At 69.0% G+C, this 18,193-nt stretch carries 16 protein-coding genes; 12 read left to right on the plus strand and 4 right to left on the minus strand.

Features of this window, described 5'->3' with window-relative positions; all coding sequences use genetic code 11:
- Window positions 1-5: 5 nt before the first annotated feature.
- Complete coding sequence (locus Ssi02_RS00200) at window positions 6-275, plus strand: hypothetical protein (protein WP_307825569.1); 270 nt, start codon at window positions 6-8, stop codon at window positions 273-275.
- Window positions 268-867 (plus strand): DUF6879 family protein, encoded by a 600-nt coding sequence (locus Ssi02_RS00205; protein WP_204019629.1) that lies wholly within the window; start codon window positions 268-270, stop codon window positions 865-867. The genes Ssi02_RS00200 and Ssi02_RS00205 overlap by 8 nt, the downstream gene beginning before the upstream one ends.
- Before the next feature lie 7 nt (window positions 868-874).
- Here Ssi02_RS00205 and Ssi02_RS00210 read toward each other — a convergent pair whose 3' ends face one another.
- A complete protein-coding gene (locus Ssi02_RS00210) occupies window positions 875-1,891 on the minus strand; it encodes an N-acetylglucosamine kinase (protein ID WP_204019632.1) in 1,017 nt (338 codons plus the stop codon).
- A 286-nt stretch (window positions 1,892-2,177) separates the two neighbouring features.
- On the opposite strand from Ssi02_RS00210, the gene Ssi02_RS00215 reads away from it, so the two are divergent.
- The 6 genes from Ssi02_RS00215 (at window position 2,178) to Ssi02_RS00240 (ending at window position 8,305) form a co-directional block, all read left to right on the plus strand.
- Window positions 2,178-3,068 carry a MurR/RpiR family transcriptional regulator gene (locus Ssi02_RS00215; RefSeq protein ID WP_239128466.1) on the plus strand — a complete coding sequence of 297 codons (891 nt, stop codon included), beginning with the start codon at window positions 2,178-2,180 and terminating at the stop codon, window positions 3,066-3,068.
- A 72-nt stretch (window positions 3,069-3,140) separates the two neighbouring features.
- Entirely contained in the window at window positions 3,141-3,902 is a 762-nt protein-coding gene (locus Ssi02_RS00220) for a sugar isomerase domain-containing protein (protein ID WP_204019635.1), read from the plus strand.
- A gap of 41 nt (window positions 3,903-3,943) precedes the next feature.
- Window positions 3,944-5,383, plus strand: a complete 1,440-nt coding sequence (ngcE, locus tag Ssi02_RS00225) for an N-acetylglucosamine/diacetylchitobiose ABC transporter substrate-binding protein (protein ID WP_204019638.1) — start codon at window positions 3,944-3,946, stop codon at window positions 5,381-5,383.
- A gap of 63 nt (window positions 5,384-5,446) precedes the next feature.
- A complete protein-coding gene (locus Ssi02_RS00230; RefSeq protein WP_204019641.1) occupies window positions 5,447-6,343 on the plus strand; it encodes a carbohydrate ABC transporter permease in 897 nt (298 codons plus the stop codon).
- A complete protein-coding gene (locus Ssi02_RS00235) occupies window positions 6,343-7,233 on the plus strand; it encodes a carbohydrate ABC transporter permease (protein ID WP_204019644.1) in 891 nt (296 codons plus the stop codon). Before Ssi02_RS00230 ends, Ssi02_RS00235 begins: the two co-directional genes overlap by 1 nt.
- A gap of 109 nt (window positions 7,234-7,342) precedes the next feature.
- Window positions 7,343-8,305: a glycoside hydrolase family 16 protein gene (locus Ssi02_RS00240; protein WP_204019647.1), complete on the plus strand. Its 963-nt coding sequence runs from the start codon at window positions 7,343-7,345 to the stop codon at window positions 8,303-8,305.
- A 59-nt stretch (window positions 8,306-8,364) separates the two neighbouring features.
- Here the strand turns inward: Ssi02_RS00240 and Ssi02_RS00245 are convergent, their stop codons facing one another.
- Complete coding sequence (locus Ssi02_RS00245) at window positions 8,365-9,051, minus strand: TetR/AcrR family transcriptional regulator (RefSeq protein ID WP_239128467.1); 687 nt, start codon at window positions 9,049-9,051, stop codon at window positions 8,365-8,367.
- Window positions 9,052-9,212: 161 nt separating this feature from the next.
- Between Ssi02_RS00245 and Ssi02_RS00250 the strand changes: the two genes are divergently transcribed.
- The 4 genes from Ssi02_RS00250 to Ssi02_RS00265 all read left to right on the plus strand — a co-directional run bounded on the left by Ssi02_RS00250 (window position 9,213) and on the right by Ssi02_RS00265 (window position 13,899).
- Window positions 9,213-10,646: an alkaline phosphatase D family protein gene (locus tag Ssi02_RS00250; protein WP_204019650.1), complete on the plus strand. Its 1,434-nt coding sequence runs from the start codon at window positions 9,213-9,215 to the stop codon at window positions 10,644-10,646.
- 174 nt (window positions 10,647-10,820) lie between these two features.
- On the plus strand, window positions 10,821-12,326 hold the full coding sequence (locus tag Ssi02_RS00255; protein WP_204019653.1) for a glycoside hydrolase family 3 protein: 1,506 nt from the start codon (window positions 10,821-10,823) through the stop codon (window positions 12,324-12,326).
- A 356-nt stretch (window positions 12,327-12,682) separates the two neighbouring features.
- Window positions 12,683-12,937, plus strand: a complete 255-nt coding sequence (locus Ssi02_RS00260; RefSeq protein WP_204019656.1) for a hypothetical protein — start codon at window positions 12,683-12,685, stop codon at window positions 12,935-12,937.
- Window positions 12,938-13,074: 137 nt separating this feature from the next.
- The gene (locus tag Ssi02_RS00265; protein ID WP_204019659.1) at window positions 13,075-13,899 is read left to right on the plus strand and encodes an ATP-grasp domain-containing protein; all 825 of its coding nucleotides are present in this window, start codon (window positions 13,075-13,077) and stop codon (window positions 13,897-13,899) included.
- A 62-nt stretch (window positions 13,900-13,961) separates the two neighbouring features.
- Here Ssi02_RS00265 and Ssi02_RS00270 read toward each other — a convergent pair whose 3' ends face one another.
- Together Ssi02_RS00270 and Ssi02_RS00275 are read right to left on the minus strand one after the other, a co-directional pair.
- Window positions 13,962-16,505: a M14 family zinc carboxypeptidase gene (locus tag Ssi02_RS00270; RefSeq protein WP_204019661.1), complete on the minus strand. Its 2,544-nt coding sequence runs from the start codon at window positions 16,503-16,505 to the stop codon at window positions 13,962-13,964.
- Between the two features lie 120 nt (window positions 16,506-16,625).
- Complete coding sequence (locus Ssi02_RS00275; protein ID WP_204019663.1) at window positions 16,626-17,930, minus strand: DUF2252 domain-containing protein; 1,305 nt, start codon at window positions 17,928-17,930, stop codon at window positions 16,626-16,628.
- Between the last annotated feature and the right edge of the window lie 263 nt (window positions 17,931-18,193).

The raw sequence follows: 18,193 nt of genomic DNA on the forward strand, positions 1-18,193 counted from the left end.
GCGCCATGTGGGAGGCCGATCCTCAGGCGGAGTTCGTAAAGAGGTGGGGCAAACATCCCGCCGACTTCGATGACCCCCCAATCACCACCAAGAGTCCAAGTTGTCCAGACATCTGGGAGCTCGACAACGGGGATGTCGCTGTCATCGGGTGGGATCTCACGGAGGCCTATATGTCACGGCTGCCCGATGGAGTGGCGATCTCGCCAGGTGAGCGATTGGTCGTCATTCCTCACCAGGTCATCGTGGCCGCGAAGAAAGACATCCCCGATGCTTGATCAAGTGCACGATCTTCCCGGTGGGTTTCTCGCCTTGGACGACTACATCGCAGACTTCAACACTCGGCTGGAAACATGCACAGCCCTGTGGAAGCTAGAACGGCGGCAGAGCTTCGTCGAGCCTGACGAGCCGAGTTGGGTGGCCTTGGACGAGGGCGACTGGGCGAAGTCCCTGGAGCTGGCCGAGCAGACCCGTGAGGAGACCGTTGAATACTACGCGGAGGAGTTGAGGCGCGGCAGGCCGGCGCACCGGGTGCGGGTGGTCGAGTTGCCGCTCACCCCCTATCTCCAATGGGAGCTCCACATGCTCCGCATGCAAGAGCAGGGTGGCGCCCGCCCGAGGGTGGTTCCGCCGGAGCGGGTGGCCGGGTTCGAGCGGGTGCGCCCTGTGCCTGAACTGCTGGTCCTGGAGGGGGTCGTGCTCTACGACGTGCAATACGACGGGAACGGCGCGGCCCTCGGGGCGCGTGTGATCGAGGATGTGGACGTGGTGGCGGCGTGCCGACATGAGATCGGTGAGTTGTGGCGGGAGGCGGAGCCCCTCGCCGATTTCTTCGAGCGTGAGGTGGCCCATCTGGGGCCGCCCGTATAACGGAGTGTCACAGGGAGCCGGGGCGGACGAGGGTGGCGTGAAGGTCGGCCGCCTCGGGTTCGGTGAGGGTGTAGGCCTCGCGGGCGGCGAGCCAGGCCGCCGCGGCAGCGCCGTCGAGCGCGGTGGTGACGGGGCAGGTCCAAAGGCCGGAGAGTTTGGCGCGGACGGCGTCCTGGAACGGGCCGGGGTTGGTGAGCACGCTCCCGGCCAGCACGATGGGGGACTCGTCGCCCGTGTCGCGCACCTCGGAGGCGGTGGCGACGAGGCGGTCGGCGGCCTCCTCGACGATGGCCTGGGCCATGGGGTCGCCTTCGAGACTGGCCTGGGCGACGAAGGGGGCGAGTTCGGCGAGGGCGATCGGGGGATTGGACTGGACGGTGACCACGAGCAGGTCGGCGAGGTCGCGGCGGCTGCGCCGTCTGACCTCGGACGCGCCGCGTTCGCGGTGGGGGGCGCCGCCGAGCAGATAACGCGTGACGAGGCCGACGAGCGATCCGGTGGGGCGGTTGCCTTTGGCCAGGTGGCGGACGGTGGCCTTGGCGGCGGCGCGGCCGATCCAGAAGCCGGAGCCCTCGTCGCCGAGTTGCCAGCCGAGCCCGTCGGCGACGGCGGTCTGTTCGTGGTCGGTGATGCAGGCGCAGATGGCACCCGTGCCCGAGAGCACGACGGTGCCGGTGGGCTCCGCCGTGCCCGCCGCGAAGGCGACGACGACGTCGCCGAGCACGCGGGGGGTGGCGGTGAGCCCGATGAGTGTCAGGGCGGAGGCGAAGGCGTCGTAGGCGTCGGGCTGGTCGAGCAGGCTCGATCCGGCGAGCCCGACGGTGAGGGCGCTGACGTCGCGGGGGTCGGCCGCGCCGAGCGCGGCGGTGATCGCGGCGGTGATGTTGGTGCAGGCCAGGGGGATGCCATGGGCTGCGGGGTTGCCTCCTTGGGCGCGTCCGGTGCCAAGGACGGCCCCTGTGGCGCTGGTGGCGACGGCACGTGAGGTGGTGCCGCCGGCGTCGACACCGAGAACCAAGCTCATGACAAAAATTATTCTCGCCAAGCCTTGACTGCGCTAGATGCTGAGCATAATTTTCACCACGAAAGCCCTATCGGAACGGTGCTCGCCTGACGTGGTGTCCACCTCGCGGTGTTCACGGCGAGGTGCCCACGCACCTGCTCACCCACCTGCCCATGCACCTGTCCAGGCACCCTGCCCATGCAACCTGCGTGCTCATCTCAAGACATTGATCACCAGACAAGACCCCCTCAAAACCACGATCATCCACTTGTAACCCAACAGATGTCTCAACCCGGATGGTGACGCCGTGGAACTGCTGTTCCGTATCCGCGCGGAGAGCGATGAGATGCCCGAGGCCGTGCGCAGGGTCGCCGAGCTGATCATCGGTGATCCGGCGGAGGCGGCCAGGTCGACCATCGTCGACCTGGCCGAACGCAGCGGCACCTCCACCGCCACCGTCACCAGGCTGTGCCGTGCCCTCGGGTTCGGCGGCTACAGCGAGTTGCGCGTCGCCCTGGCGACCGAGACCGGCAGGGCCGAGCGCGCGCACTGGGACACCGACATCGGCCAGGAGATACTTCCGGGCGACAACCTCGACCGCGTGCTCAACGTGGTCGCCTCCAGCGATATCCGGCTCATCCAGGAGACCGCGTCCCAACTCGACGTGGCGACGGTCGAGCAGGTGGCGCGGGTGCTGACCACCGCAGGGCGCGTGGTGCTGTTCGGGGTGTCGAGCAGCGCGGCGGTCGCCAGCGAGATGGAGTGCCGGCTTCAGCGCATACGCATCCCGTGCTGGAGCCGCTCCGACGCCCACACCGCGCTGACCGACGCGGCCCTCCTGACCAAGGGGGACGTCGCGATCGGCATCTCGCACAGCGGCAGGACCCGCGAGGTCGTGGAGGTCCTCGCCGAGGCGGGCAGCCACGGCGCGACCACGGTCGCGGTGACCTCCCACCCGAGATCGCCGCTGGCCGAGGTGGCCGAGCTCGTGCTCACCACGTCGAGCCGGGAGACCACCTTCCGCGCCGACGGGTTCGCCGCGATCCACTCGCAGTTACTCGTCCTCGACGTCGTCTACGTCGCGGTCGCGCAGCAGACCCACGAACGCACCAAAGAGGCGTTCGACCTGACCGCAAGAGCCGTCGAAAGCCACCGGCTGCCGACGAACGGCCGCGGACCCGGAAAGGCCGACCAATGACCTATCGACTACGAAGACAGACGGCTCCCGCATCGCCCGCAACATGGCGGCGGAACGGCTGAAAGAGGTTCAGTGACCACCCCCACCGTCAGCGCCGATTCCTACTCCAGCGAGCTCAACGATCTGGTCCGCCGGGTGCCGGTCACGCAGGCCGACGCCGTACGCGAGACCGCGGCGCGGTTCATCGCCGCGCTCGACCGGGGCGGCGTCATCCAGGCCTTCGGCTCAGGCCACTCCGAGGCGGTCGCGATGGAGATCGCCGGCCGCGCGGGCGGACTGGTGCCGACCAACCGGCTCACCCTCCGCGACATCGTCCTGTACGGCGGAGCCCCGCCGTCGGAGCTGGAACGTTACGACCTGGAGCGCGACCCCTCGGTCGCCCGCCGCATCCTGGAACTCGCCCCCGTCTCCCCACCCGACCTGTTCGTCGTCATCTCCAGCTCCGGCGTCAACGGCGTCGTGGTGGAGCTGGCCTCCCTCATCAAGGAGCGCGGTCACGAGCTGATCGCGATCACCTCGCTCGCCCACAGCCGCGCCGTGTCCTCCCGCCACCCCTCGGGACGCAAGCTCTACGAACTCGCCGACGTCGTGCTCGACAACGGCGCACCCTACGGCGACGCCGTACTCCCGCTGCCCGGCGGCGGCGCGGTCGGCGCCGTATCGACGATCACCTCGGCGCTGCTCGCGCAGCTCGTCGTGGCCGAGGTCGTCCGGCACTACCTGTCGCTCGGCGAGGTGCCGCCGCTCTACCTGTCGGCCAACGTGCCGGGTGGCGACGAGCACAACCTCGCGCTCGAAGCGCGCTACTCCGGCCGCATCCGCCGGGGCGGCTGACCCCCCACATCATCCTTTTTTGCTCGAAGGCTGTGTTCCGCATGCCCAGTAACATCCCCGCCCTCTCCTCGCAGCCCGTTCCCTCCCGCCGTGACCTGCTCCGGGGCGCCGCCGCCCTCGCCGCGCTGGTTCCGTTCACGGCGGCGTGCGCCACCGCCGGCTCCGGGTCTCCCGCGAGCGGGACGAGCGCGGCGCCGGTCGGTCGGATCACCAAGGACAACCCGCTTGGCGTCGTCTCGTCCGAGCCGCTGGAGGTCGTCGTCTTCAAGGGGGGCTACGGCGACGAGTACGCGAAGTTCGCCGGAGGCCTTTATCGGAAGCGTCACCCGCAGGCCCAGATCAAGCACGCGGGCCTGCAGAACGTCGGCCAGGCCATGCAGCCGCGGCTGGTCGCGGGCGACCCGCCCGACGTCATCGACAACACAGGGGCCGGCCGGCTCGACCTGGCGGCGCTCATCGCCGACGGGCAGCTCACGGATCTGACCCCGCTGCTGGACGCGCCGTCGGCGCACGACCCCGCGGTCAGGGTCAGGGACACCCTGCTGCCGGGTGTCGTGGACAGCGGTGTTTTCGACGGGAAACCGTACGTCCTCAACTTCGTCTACGCAGTGTGGGGCGTCTGGTACAGCTCGTCGTTGTTCGCCAAGCACGGGTGGACCTATCCGGCGACCTGGGCCGAGATGTTGACCCTCTGCGAGGAGATCAAGAAGACCGGCATCGCCCCCTGGACCTACCAGGGCAAATATCCGGAATATCTCAACGACCCGCTGCTCACCATGGCCGCCAAGGCCGGTGGCATGGAGATGGTGACGGCGATCGACCACCTGGAGCCGGGCGCCTGGCGGCATGACGCCGTCCGCGAGGCGCTGGAGGCCTATGCGGAGCTCGCCGGTCGCGGCTACATCATGAAGGGCTCGGAGGCGCTGTCCCACACCGAGGCGCAGACCGCATGGTGCCAGGGCAAGGCGGCGTTCATCCCCTGCGGGTCGTGGCTGGAGAGCGAGCAGGCGAGTGTGACCCCGGAGGGCTTCGACATGGTCGTGGCCGCCACACCGAGGCTGACCGGCGGCGACAAGATGTCCGCCGCCACCATCCTGGCCTCCGCCAGCGAATCCTTCTTCGTGCCCACGCGGGCCGGCAATCCCGCGGGGGGCCTGGAATATCTCCGGTGGTTGCTGGCGCGCGAGTCGGCGGCGAAGTTCGCCGAGCTCAACGCCGCGCTGCCGGCGGTGAAGGGCGCCGTCGACGGGCTGACCGTGTCGAGCGGGCTGACGTCCATCAACACGATGGTCGAGGCCGCGGGAACCGACACCTACAACTGGCGTTTCCGCGGGTGGTACGCCCCGCTGGCCAAGGTCGTGGACGACTCCACGGGCGAGCTGGTGACGGGCCGCATCGATGCCAAGCAGTGGGTGGACCGCGTGCAGAAGGCCGCCGACAAGGTGGCGGGGGACGACTCCGTCAAGAAGTACCGTCGATGAGCACAGCAGCGCGCACCGGGAGCACGGCCGGCCTCGCCGTTCGGAGTGCGAGATGAGGCTGAGATGAGGCATGGAAGGCGGCGGTTCGTCGCCGGGTTCCTGGCCCTTCCCCTGGTGATGTACGCCGTGCTGGTGCTCTCGCCGTACGCCCAGGCGTTCTATCTGGCGCTCACCGACTGGCGCGGGGTGTCGGCGCGGGCGGAGTTCGTGGGCCTCGACAACTTCGCCAGGCTGCTGGACGACCCGCAGATGTGGGCGGGGTTGCGCAACAACGGGCTGATGCTGCTGGTCATCCCGGTGGTGACCATCCTCCTGGCGCTGCTGCTGGCCGCCCTGCTCACCCTCGGCCGTTCGGGCCGGGGGGTGCGCGGGGCCGGGGCCTACCGGGTGGTCTACTTCTTCCCGCAACTGCTGTCGGTGGCCGTGATCGGGGTGTTGTGGCAGTTCGTCTACACCCCCAACAACGGCCTGCTGAACGGCGTGCTGGAGGCCTTTGGCATCGCCGGCAGGTCGTGGCTGGCCGACCCGGCGCTCGCGCTGTGGGCGGTGATGGCGGTCGTGGTGTGGAGCTCCACCGGGTTCTACGTGGTGCTCTTCTGTGCCGCGATGCAGTCGATCCCGCGGGAGATCCTGGAGGCGGCGCATGTGGACGGGGCCGGGCGGTTCACGGTGTTCCGCACCATCGTGTTGCCGCTGGTCCGGGAGAACATCCAGGTGGCCTACATCTACCTCGGCATCGGCGCGCTCGACGGCTTCGCGCTTGTGCAGATCATGACCGTGGGGCCGGGCGGGCCGGACAACGCGACCGAGGTGCTCGGCCTCGGCCTCTACCGCAACGCCTTCACCTACGGCCAGTTCGGCTACGCGTCCGCGCTCGGCGTGGTGCTGTTCTTCCTCACCCTGACCCTGGCCGTGCTCGTGATGCGGACCTCCCGCCGTGAGCGGATCGAGGTGGTCTGATGACGATCGTCAAAGAGCGTCTGATCCGTACGGCACCGCCCGCGCCGCCGCCTCCTCACCGTCGGCGGGTGCCGCGGATGGGCGGTCTCGTGCACGTGCTCCTCGTGGCGTGGGGCGCGGTGGTTACGCTGCCGCTGCTGTGGGCGGTCGTCAGTTCCTTCAAGAGCGACGCGGAGATCCTGACCAGCCCCTGGTCGCTGCCCACCGCGCTGCGCTGGGAGAACTGGGCCCGCGCCTGGACAGAAGCCTCCATAGGCCGATATTTCTTGAACTCGGTGGTCGTGGTGGGTGGGGCGTTGATCCTCACCATGCTGCTGGGGTCGATGGTCGCCTATGTGCTCGCCCGCTACGAGTTCCGCGGCAGCCGTCTTGTCTACTACCTGTTCGTGGCGGGCATGGCCTTCCCGGTCTTCCTCGCCCTCGTGCCGCTGTTCTTCGTCGTGCGCCAGCTCGGCCTGCTGGGCACCCACGCCGGGCTGATCGTCGTCTACACCTCCTATGCGCTGCCGTTCACGGTGTTCTTCCTGACGTCGTTCTTCCGGGGACTGCCGCAGGCCGTCGCCGAAGCGGCGTTCATGGATGGATGCTCACACAGCGGCGTCTTCTTCCGGGTCATGCTGCCCATGGCCAAACCCGGATTGATCAGCATCGGCATCTTCAACTTCCTCGGCCTGTGGAACCAGTATCTGCTCCCGCTCACCCTCAACCCGGACGAGAACTCCTACGTCCTGGCACAGGGGCTGGCCGTGCTCGCCGTACGGCAGGGCTACGCCAACGACTGGAGCGGACTGTTCGCCGGGCTCACCATCTCGATGCTGCCCGTCCTCGCCGCGTATGTGATCTTCCAACGGCAGATCACCGCCGGCCTCACCGCGGGCGCCGTGCGCTGACCTGACCTCGGCGTACGGCGTCGCCGCAGCCCCGATCCACGGGGCTCCGGCCCACTTGGTCAGAATCTCGGGGGCATTTCCCGCACCTCATCCGAGAAGGAGATCCACTATGGCCGCAGAAACCCGCGCCACCGCCCGCCGGTGGGCCCGCCGGCTCACCCCCGCCCTGCTCGCCACCGCCCTCGTGGCCGTGGCCGCTCCCGTCGCGGCGGCCTCCCCCTCACCGTCGCCCGAGGGGGAGGCGCCTGCCGCACCCGCCGGGCACACGGCGAACGGCGGCGTGTTCTTCGATGACTTCTCCTACTTCAGCTCCTCCGACCCGCGCATCGCCGCCCGCAAGTGGACGGTGCGCACCACCCCCGGCGGTCCCGGGGTGCAAGGTGCGTCCTGGCCCAAGAGGAACGTCACCTTCCCCCACTCGAGTGGCTCCAAGGTGATGCAGCTCAAGTCACGGACGGACGGCACCAACGCCGGCACCGAGCACGCCGAGATGGTGCACCAGCGGAAGTTCTTCGAGGGGACCTACGCCGCCCGGGTGCGCTTCTCCGACGCGCCCGTCTCGGGGGCCGACGGGGACGAGGTCGTGCAGACCTTCTTCACCATCACCCCGCTCGCCCAGGACAACGACCCGGACTACGGCGAGCTCGACTTCGAGTATCTCCCCAACGGGGGCTGGACGACGCCCGGTCCCATCATGCACCTGACGAGCTGGGAGACCTATCAGCTTGAGCCCTGGGACGCCGACAACGTGTCCACGACCGTCAGTGCGAGCCACGCCGGCTGGCGCACCCTGGTGATCCACGTGTCGGGCGGCGTCATCAGGTATTACATCGACGGGGCCCAGGTCGCCGAGCACTCCGGGAAGTTCTATCCCGAGACCCCGATGTCCATCAACTTCAACCAGTGGTTCATCAAACCCGGCGAGCCCGGTCGCAAGCGGACCTGGCTCCAGCAGGTCGACTGGGTCTACCACAGCAAGAACGAGGTGGTGGCTCCCGCCGACGTGAGCGCGCGGGTGAACTCCTACCGCGCGTCGCGCACCACCTTCACCGACACGGTGCCGAACCCCTGACCTCGCCTGCGCGGATGGACCGGCGTGGGCGCGAGGTGCACCTCGCGCCCACCCGGCGGTCACGCCGGCGCGGGGCCGACGCTTTCCCGGACGGCCATGCCGTCGAAGAGCACCGTGATGTAGTGGTCGGCCAGCGCCGAGGTGTTGAGCCGGCCGCCGGGGCGGAACCACCGCACGGCCACCCAGATGGTGTCGCGGATCATGCGGTAGGTGAGCTTGGGGTCGATGTCCGCGCGGAGCTGCCCCTTGGCCTGGCCGCGTTTGATCTGCTCGATCCACATGCGCGCGACCTCGTCCTCGGCTTTGACGAGATAGTCGAATCTCTTGATCTGCCGCAGGTAGCTCCAGTCGTTCTGCATCACGGTGATGGCGGCCCGGTGGGGTTCGAGCGTGCCGAATCCGATGCGGACCATCTCCGAGAGGACCGGGCGGGGTTCGCCGCCCTTCTCGATCACCGCGCGGTAGCGGCCGATGAGGTCGTCGAGGAAGGTCGAGAGCACCTCATCGACGATCGTCTCTTTGGAGTCGAAATGGTGATAGAGACTTCCGGAGAGGATGCCCGCCTCATTGGCGATCTCCCGCACCGTCGTCGCCTGGAAGCCTTTACGTGCGAAGATCTCGGCGGCGAGCTTGACGAGGTGGTCGCGGCGCTCGGACGCCGAGCCGACGGAGGTGGCGCGCATCTTGGCCGCCTGTCGACCGGTGGTCGCATGCGCGGCGCCGCCGGAGTTCTTTCGCGTGGTCACATCCTCATTATGGACCTTTGTCTAAACGCTTGCTCATGCCTTCGGTGGCCCATCGAATCCCGGCTAAAACCACACGACATTGCCACATTCCGGCGTCACGATCTCCGCTCAGACCAGTAAATCGGTCACGGTGCGTGTTAGTGTGCGCAAGGATCCTTTGTATGGCGAAACTCGGCTATCCCTTTACCTTAGGCGTCGCGTCGGGCGAACCGCTGCCCAGCGGTGTGATCCTCTGGACTCGGCTGGCCCCTGAACCGCTCCATTCCGACCCCGACCGTCCCGGCGGCATGCCGGAGCGGCCCGTCGAGGTGCAGTGGCAGGTCGCCGCCGACGAGGCGTTCACGAGAATCGTGCGTCACGGCACCAAATGGGCCACCGCGGACGACGCCCACAGCGTGCGTGTGCGGGTGGACGGCCTGCACAACGCCACCGACTACTACTACCGCTTCCTCGTCACCGGCCCCTTCGCCGCCGCGAACAGCCCCGTGACCAGCCCGGTGGGCCGCACCCGCACCGCGCCGGGGCCGATGTCGACCGACCCGCTCACCTTCGGCCTGGTGTCCTGCCAGCGCTACGAACACGGCTTCTACCCCGCGCTGCGGCACCTCGCCGCCGAGCGCCCCGACGTGGTGTTCCACGTGGGCGACTACATCTACGAGTACGGCAAGCCCGCGAACCCCAGACCCGGCCGCTATATGCGGCCCCTGACCGGCGGCGCCGCCGAGTGCAAGACGCTGCACGCCTACCGCAACCGGTATGCGCTCTACCGCATGGACCCCGACCTGCAGGCCGCGCACGCCGCCGCCCCGTGGGTGCCCACCTGGGACGACCACGAGGTGCGCGACAACTACCGCGGCGGGCTCCCCGGCGACGGTTCGGACCCGGCCGCCTTCATGCGCCGCCGTACCGACGCCTATCAGGCCTACTTCGAGCACATGCCGCTGCGGGCCGCGCCCGCGGAGGAGGCGCTGCAGATCTACCGCCGCTGCAGCTACGGCGAGGTGGCCGACTTCATGGTGCTCGACGTGCGGCAATACCGGAGCGACACCTCCATGCTGGGCGCCGCCCAGGAGGAGTGGCTGCTCTCGCGGCTGCGCGGCACGATGGCGCGGTGGTCGGTGCTGGTGCAGCCGCTCTTCTTCGCCAAGCGCGTGATCCCCGGCCGCGACCCGGGCGCCCGCTCGGACGCCTGGGACGGTTACCCGGCCTTCCGCGACCGCCTGATCGCGGCCCGGCCGCGCGGTCTCGTGGTGCTGAGCGGCGACGTGCACGACCACTGGGCGGCCGAGATCAAGGCGGACTTCGCCGATCCGGCCTCGCCTGCTGTGGGGGTGGAGTTCGTCGGCACGTCGGTGACGAGCAAGCCGCCCGAGACCGACGTGCCCGCGGTGCTCGCCGCCAATCCGCACCTGAAGTTCCACGACGGCCGCCGGGGCTATGTGATGGGGAAGGTGAGCATGGACTCCTTCGAGGTGTCGCACCGGGTGGTGGAGTCGACCGACTCGCGGGAGTCACCCGTGAGCACGGCGGCGACCTTCGGCGTGGAGGACGGGAGGCTGGTCCGAAAGGACAAGCCCGGGACGCCCGCCGTGTGACACCCGCCCCAGGTGGGCACGTTTCAACGGGGTGTGACAGGCGTCGGGAGAGCCGGTCAAGACACCGGTCCGGACCAGTCGGGGGCGTGGTACGTATGAAATCGGGAGGTCAGATCACTAGAAAATAGGAAAGTTTCCTATTAGATTGACCCCCATGCCCAAACGCGGTGACGCATGACGCGGCCAGGAGACGGCCTTCTCCGCCTGGCCGACACGGTCCTCCTACCTGGTTTCGAAGGCCGCACACCCCCTGACTGGTTGCGTCGTCGCCTGGCCGAAGGACTCGCCGGAGTGGCGCTCTTCTCGCGCAACATCGGCACCCCTGGCCAGGTCGCCGAGCTGACCGCCGCTCTGCGCGCGGAAAACCCCGGCCTGCTCGTAGGCATCGACGAGGAGTCGGGAGAGGTCACCCGCCTGGAGGTCGCCCACGGGAGCACCAGGCCCGGCAGCTTCGCCCTCGGCGTCGTCGACGACACCTCGCTCACCGAGGAAATCGCCAGGGAGCTCGGCCACGACCTCGCCGAGATCGGGGTGAACTTCGACTTCGCCCCCTCCGTCGACGTCAACTCAAACCCCGACAACCCGGTCATCGGCCTGCGGTCGTTCGGGGCGGACCCCGCGCTCGTGGCCCGGCACGCCCGCGCCTTCATCCGGGGCATGCAGTCGGCCGGCGTCGCGGCGTGCGCCAAGCACTTCCCCGGCCACGGCGACACCGCGGTGGACTCCCACCACGCCCTTCCCCTCGTCACGGCCGGCCTCGACGAGCTGAGCGAGATCGCCCTGCTTCCCTTCCGCGAGGCCATCGAGGAGGGTGTGCGGTCCATCATGACCGCCCACCTGCTCGTGCCCGCCTACGACGGGGACAGGGCCGCCACCCTCAGCCCGCGTGTGCTCACCGGGCTCCTGCGCGACGAACTCGGCTACGACGGCCTGATCATCACCGACGGCATCGAGATGCAGGCCGTCGCGGGACCGCACGGCCTGGGCCGCGCCTCGGCCCTCGCCATCGCCGCCGGGGCGGACCTGGTGTGCGTGGGCGGCGAACACGCCGACGAGGCGAGTGCGTCCGGCATCCGCGACGCCATCGTGTCGGCGGTCATGGAGGGCTGGCTGCCCGAGGAGCGCCTGGTCGAGGCCGCGCGCAGGGTGCGCGAGCTCGCCGCCTGGACCTCCGCCAACGCCCGTGCCAGGACCGCGCCGGCGTCCGAGGTGGGCCTGGTGGCCGCGCGCCGTGCCGTACGCGTCACCCGCAGGACCGGCGAGGCCGTGCTGCCGCTGACGGCGCCGCCGCAGGTCGTCGAGCTGGCCCCGTTGATGAACCTCGCCATCGACAAGCACACGCCGTGGGGCATCGGCGAGCCGCTCAGCAAGCTGCTGCCCGGTACGTCGGTCACCCGATTCACCGCCTCCGAGGCGACCGGCGCCGCGATCGAGAGCGTGCTCGCCGCCGCGGCCGACCGGCCCCTCGTCGTGGCCGCCCGTGACGCCCACCGGCACGCCTGGCAGACCGACGCGCTCAACCACCTGCTCAGCGCCCGCCCCGACACGATCGTCGTGGAGATGGGCCTGCCCGGCCGCTCCGACCTCGGCGCGGTGCACATCGCCACCCACGGCGCGGCCCGCGTCTGCGGTCAGGCCGCTGCCGAGATCATCGTGGGAATCGGCGAGGGTTCCGCTTAACCCGCCACAGTCGTGTATGGCGCACGTCCGAAGGGGTCACGGACGTGCGCCGTACCGTTCTCTGGTGATCTTTCGGTACGGCATAAGCCTCGCCCTTGACCTGGACGAACACGGAGCGTGACGTGTGGTCCGCATCCGCAAGGCGGATAGGTCGTGATTTAGCAGGTCAGAGCGTACAGAATAAAGATCTGATTACGTAGGGCTATCACGAGTAAACGCAGGGTTATATGCTCGCCATGCGCGTTGACCTGAAAGGTCAAGTGCAGTCAGGGGGTGTTGTGATCCTGCTGGGCCCAGTCATGTGCCCCCGGCGCTTCTTCTCGCAAAAGCCATCCCCACTGGTGAAGGAGTCCTAAGTGATCAAGAAACTGTGTGTGACGGGTGCCGTCCTCGCCGCCGCGACCGGCGTCGCGCTCGTCTCCACCCCGGCCCAGGCCGACTCCTGGGGCAACTGGACGCGGAACACCGGGTCGGTGCAGTCCGGCAACCAGTTCGCCGACGTGAGCGCGGCCAACACCGGCGCCGGTCGTGGCACGCAGGTCAATAACATCAACGGCACCACCGGCGTCGCCAACAACGGCGCCGTCACCGTGATTTATCGCTTCAGCTAGAAGCTCGCACCCATAAGCGCGCCGGGCCTACGGGCCCGGCGCGTTCCGCGTTTCCCCTGGGAAGTCCCCCGACACCTGACCAGTCCTGACATATCCGTAACATGCGATGAGTCCTGACAGATCGGAAGGAGCATCGTATGGGGATCCCGGTGGCATACGCGACCTTCGCCGACCCGAGCGGCGACGACGACGAGCGGGAGGTCGCCATAGCCGCCTGGCGGCAGGCCGGCATCGAAGGCCACGCGGTGCGGTGGGACGACCCCGAGATCGACTGGTCCTCCTTCAAAGCAGTCGTCATCCGCTCGACCTGGGACTATGTGGAAAGACGCGACGAGTTCACCGCCTGGGCGCACCGGGTTGAGGGCGTCACCAGGCTCTTCAACCCCGCCGCCGTGATCGAGCGCAACACCGACAAGACCTACCTGCGGGACCTGCGTGTGCCCACCGTCCCCACTTACTGGGGTGAGGGCGAACTCCCCGAATGGCCGGAATACGTCGTCAAGCCCGCCGTGTCCGCCGGCGCCCGCGACACCATCCGCACCCTCGACCGCGACCTCGCCCTCGCCCACGCCGCCACCCTCAGGGCGGCCGGGCGCACCGCCATGATCCAGCCCTATCTGCACATGGTGGAGACCGAGGGGGAGACCTCGCTGATCTACTTCGGCGGGAGGTTCAGCCACGCCATCCGCCGCCTGCCCATGCTCGCGGTCCCGGGCTCGGTCGCCGGCGACGTGCAGCGGCGGGAGGCGGCCCGCGAACCCGACGCCGACCAGCGCGACCTCGCCGAGGCGCTCGCCGCCGAACTCCCTGACGACGTGCTGTACGCCCGCATCGACCTGGTCCGGCTCGCCGACGGCAGCCCCGCCCTCATCGAGCTGGAGCTCACCGAGCCCTACCTCTACCTCAAACGCGCCGGCCGCGCCCCGGCCGCGCTGGCCGAGGCGCTGGCCGAACGCCTCTGAGTCCGTGCCGTACGGTGTCCCCCGCCGGTCGGCGGGGGACACCGTACTTCAAGGCGTGAGCCTCACTGCGGCAGCACCAGCGCCAGGGGCGACACCCCCGCCGCGCGCAGCGCGCCGGGCAGCTTGGCCGCCCACGGGTGCTCGTGCATGCCGTGTCCCTCGGGGTTGGCCACGACGAGGCGCACCGCGTCGCCCGATGCCTCCTGCTCGGTCCAGGTGCCGCCGAGGCCGGACAACACCGCCGCTGCCTTCTCCTTGTCCGCCGCCTTGACCGTCAGCCGGATCGGCGAGTCCCCGTCGGGGATGGCCGCCGCGGCCGCGGCCGCCTCCGGCGAACCGCCCTGGGCGGCCCTCGCCCGGGTGTCGGCGGCGGCGCCCGGCAGATCAGCGGTGATCGCGTTGACGACCAGCTTCGCCGTACCGTCGGTGAACGCGCGGAAGTTCGGGTCCGCGGCGAAAAGCACCGCGTGCCCCGATCCCACCGGCTCGTTGACGACGGCGGCCGTGCCCGCGAGCTCCGCCGCGCCGATCTGGAAGCCGGACACGAACCAGTCGGGCGAGCCGGCCGCCGGGTAGGACACGGCGGCGTGCGCCGGGTTCGCGGGCCGCATCACGTTGTCGTAGCCGTAGAACTGCCACGCCGTACGACCGACGCCCTTGGCGAGCGGACCGTCCGCGACGTTCACCCGCAGCAGCGAACCCGGCACGTCGGAGGTCGGCGCCGTGAACGTGGCCGAGGAGACCCCGGTCAGCGCGGCGAGTTGGGCCCCGCCGTCCCATCCGACATAACGTCCGCCGCCCGACACCCAGGCACGCAGCGCCGTACGGCCGGCCTCGCCGAGCACCGTGTTCGCCGCGTTGGCCGAGCCGTGCGGGACCAGCAGCACATCGACCTCGGAAAGGCCGCCCGCCGCCACGTCGGCCGGCACCAGCACCTTGTAGGGCACCTTCCACTCACGGTCGAGCCGGTGACGCAGCCAGCCGGTCGACTCGTTGGCGTTGGCCGCCGCGCCCGCCATCTGCAGCACGCCGATCCGCCGCGAGGTGGTCACCTTTGCCTCCTGCGCCGCCACCGGGCGGGTGAGGGAGGCGCTCGGCAGCATGGCCTGCCCCGACGAGCCGCCCGACACGTTGGCGAGCAGCGGCAGACTCCAGGCCGTCACGTCGTAGAAGTAGGGGAACGGTGTGTAGGAGTCCTCGTTGAGCATGGCCTGGATCCAGTGCTTCTGGCCCTGGGCCATCGGGATCCAGTACGTGCCCTTCGGGAGGGTCGTGCGTGCCGGGGCTCTGCCGTACTCCTTGTAGTCGGCGACCGTAAGCGGGCGTGACAGGGTGAAGACCGCGACGTCCATGCGCTGGAGCTTGCGCACGATGGACTCGGCCTCGGCCCGTTTGCCCGGGTCGTCGGCCCGCAGGAAGTAGTGCCGCACCTTGCGGTCGGGCACCTGGGTGATGACCTCGTTGCCCGGGTTGTAGACCTGGTTGGGCTCAAGTGTGCCGTTGACACCCTGCTTGAAGGCGTCGACATACATCTTGTGCCAGGTCGTCAGGATTTCATCCTTCTTGGCGGCGGCTGCCGACAGCGAGACCCACTGGGTCAGCCACTGCTCGTACGCGCGGGTGGCGATCGGGGAGGAGCCGCCCTTCTCGAAGGTCATGCCCGCCGCGTGGAAGGCGGTGGTCGGAACCGTGTCGCCGTAGCCCATGTAGAACATGTCGTAGACGTCGCGGTTGAAGAACGGGATGCCCTGCCGGGTGAACTCCGCGATCATGGCGGCGCCGTAGGTGTTGTTGATCCAGTCGATCGCCGGTTCCGGGATGTCGTGGAAGAACGGGTCGGCGTTCGGCGGGAAGAAGTATTCCGTGCCGCCCATCTCGTGGGCGTCGATGAAGAGCTGCGGCGGATACTTGCGCAGCAGCTCCAGCTTGCCGTCGGTCTCCGGCTGCGACCGCGCGAACCAGTCGCGGTTCATGTCGAAGGAATACGCGTTGCGCCGCGTGTCCATCTCGCGGCCGTCGGGGTTCTGCGTGGGGACCACCACGACGACGGCGTTGTCGAGGATGCGGTTCGCCGCGCAGTCCGACCGGTCGGCGAGGTCGTAGAGCGTCTTGAGCGCTCCGTCCGTGCCGCTTTCCTCGCCGCCGTGCACGTTGCCGGCCACCCAGAGGATCGCCGGGGTGCGTTTCGCGGCGGCCTTGGCCGCCGCCGACGGGGTGAGCGGGTTGCGCAGCAGTTTGACGGCGGCCTGGATCGCGGGCAGTGCCCGGATGTTGCGCGGGCTGCCGACGATCGCGTATTTGAGCGGGCGGCCCTGGACGCTGGTCGCCATCGTGCCGGAGATCACTCGGTCGCTGGCCGCGTCGATCGCCATGAGCAGTTTGTCTGACTCGGCCGACGTGACCTCACGCTCGCCGAGATCGATGCCGAGGACTGACTTCGGGGTGGGAACCTTGTTGAGATACGCCGGTGCGGTCTGGACGGGGTCGCAGGTCGCTGGAGTTGCGGGGGGTGCTGCCGGAGTCGGCTCCGCCGAAGCGGCTCCAGCGGGAAAGGCGATCGCGACCACCATGGCGGCGGGCACGAGCACCTTGAAGCGGTTCAACATGAACTCACGCTGTCATCGGGGAGAGAACACGACAAGAGTGAAGATTGTCGACTTATGTGTCGACAATCCCACAAATCCTGCCCATCAGCCCCCACGCGCCTCAAACACCTTGCGAGATCGTCAACAGGGCAGCAGGCCGTTGCGGAACAGGTCCACGAAGAGCTGGTGATCGGCCCGCACGCGGGCACCGTATTCATGAGCGAAGTCCACCAGCATCCCGGTGAAACCCGCCTGATCGCCGCCGACGACCTTCACGATGGCCTCCTCCGTGGAGAAGTCGACCAGGTCGTGACTGGACTGATCGTCGGCCACCGAATGCATGCGGGCCACCGCCCGGCCGAGGTCGCCGAGCACCGACGCGATCTCCTCGGGCTCGCTCACGTCGTCCCAGTCGAGATCCGAGGAGTACGGCGAGACCTCGGCGACCACCTGACCGATGCCGTCGAGCGAGGTGTAACCGAGCCACGGGTCGGCATAAGCCTGAAGCGCCCGCTGGGACTCGGCGGTGCGGTGGCCCTGATGCCGGAAATAGTGGTGCACCTTCTCGTCGTCGATGTATCTCGCCACGGCCGGCACCTGGGCCTGCTTCATATAGAGGATGACGTCGTTCTCCAGGGCCTGGGTGTGCCCTTCGAGCAGCATGTTGTACGACGGAAGGCCCGCCGACCCGATGCCGACGCCCTTGCGCAGGGCGACGTCCTTGACGAAGTGCTCCACCGCCCGGCCGCCGTCGGGACGAGGGGGAAGTGTGCTGAGGTAGTCCTGGAAGGCCGTGATGACGGACTCGCGGCGGTCCGCGTTGACCGGCTCCCGGCCGTCCATGACGGCGAACCGCCTGTCGTAGTCGTGGATCACGGTCTCGACGTCCAGCAGCGCGACCCGGGTGTGGAGCCGCGCCCGCTGCAACACCCGGTGCAGCACCCCGCTGGTGGAGTCGAGCGTCAGCGAGCCGATGGCGTCGCCGCCCCGCGCGATGCCGCCGAGCTCGGTGAGGTAGGCCTCCGACAGGCCCTCGACGAGACCGGTGATGACCTCGTCGGACAGCGCCTTGGCATAGCCGATGAGGGCGACGCTCGCGGCGAGCCTCTTGAGGTCCCACGTGTAGGGCCCGACGTATGCCTCGTCGAAGTCGTTGACGTTGAAGACCAGCACACCCGAGGCGTTCATATAGGTGCCGAAGTTCTCCGCGTGCAGGTCGCCGTGGATCCAGACCCGCCGGGTGCGGTCGTCGAGGAACGACCCGTCGGCGAACGCCGAGGTCATGTCGGCGTAGAAGAGGCAGGCACTGCCCCGGTAGAACGCGAACGGCGAAGCCGCCATCTTCCGGAACTTCCTCCGGAAGGCGCCGGGATCCGCCTTGATGGACTCCCCGAACTCCGCCGCGAATACGTCAAGAATGTGCGCCGCACGCGGCTCGCTTCCCATGAGGAACTCCTGAAGCGTGAAACCCCCGACCCGATCGTCTACCAGGGGAGGATGCCAAAGTTCGGGCCCGTACGGCAAGGCGGGGCGGGCCGGCGCCCCGTGTGAGCAGAGGTGCCGGGAGGAGATCGGCATGATTTCTCCGGACCCGCACGTCTTCGCCGGAGACGCACGCCGAGTGGTCACTTAGCGGAGGGACCGGCTCGGCCCGGCCGGGCTAAGTGGGGCCGTGTCCTGGCGGGCGTGGGGAACCCGCCAGGACACGG

It is taken from the genome of Sinosporangium siamense, assembly GCF_016863435.1.
Lineage (GTDB): Bacteria > Actinomycetota > Actinomycetes > Streptosporangiales > Streptosporangiaceae > Sinosporangium > Sinosporangium siamense.

What these genes read in the sequence shown, in the direction of transcription:
- Ssi02_RS00230 (WP_204019641.1), top strand. Translation starts at nt 5,447, where the DNA reads ATGAGGCATGGAAGGCGGCGGTTCGTCGCCGGGTTCCTGGCCCTTCCC.
- Ssi02_RS00270 (WP_204019661.1), bottom strand. Translation starts at nt 16,505, where the DNA reads ATGTTGAACCGCTTCAAGGTGCTCGTGCCCGCCGCCATGGTGGTCGCG.
- Ssi02_RS00240 (WP_204019647.1), top strand. Translation starts at nt 7,343, where the DNA reads ATGGCCGCAGAAACCCGCGCCACCGCCCGCCGGTGGGCCCGCCGGCTC.
- Ssi02_RS00265 (WP_204019659.1), top strand. Translation starts at nt 13,075, where the DNA reads ATGGGGATCCCGGTGGCATACGCGACCTTCGCCGACCCGAGCGGCGAC.
- Ssi02_RS00210 (WP_204019632.1), bottom strand. Translation starts at nt 1,891, where the DNA reads ATGAGCTTGGTTCTCGGTGTCGACGCCGGCGGCACCACCTCACGTGCC.
- ngcE (WP_204019638.1), top strand. Translation starts at nt 3,944, where the DNA reads ATGCCCAGTAACATCCCCGCCCTCTCCTCGCAGCCCGTTCCCTCCCGC.
- Ssi02_RS00255 (WP_204019653.1), top strand. Translation starts at nt 10,821, where the DNA reads ATGACGCGGCCAGGAGACGGCCTTCTCCGCCTGGCCGACACGGTCCTC.
- Ssi02_RS00235 (WP_204019644.1), top strand. Translation starts at nt 6,343, where the DNA reads ATGACGATCGTCAAAGAGCGTCTGATCCGTACGGCACCGCCCGCGCCG.
- Ssi02_RS00205 (WP_204019629.1), top strand. Translation starts at nt 268, where the DNA reads ATGCTTGATCAAGTGCACGATCTTCCCGGTGGGTTTCTCGCCTTGGAC.
- Ssi02_RS00275 (WP_204019663.1), bottom strand. Translation starts at nt 17,930, where the DNA reads ATGGGAAGCGAGCCGCGTGCGGCGCACATTCTTGACGTATTCGCGGCG.
- Ssi02_RS00250 (WP_204019650.1), top strand. Translation starts at nt 9,213, where the DNA reads ATGGCGAAACTCGGCTATCCCTTTACCTTAGGCGTCGCGTCGGGCGAA.
- Ssi02_RS00200 (WP_307825569.1), top strand. Translation starts at nt 6, where the DNA reads ATGTGGGAGGCCGATCCTCAGGCGGAGTTCGTAAAGAGGTGGGGCAAA.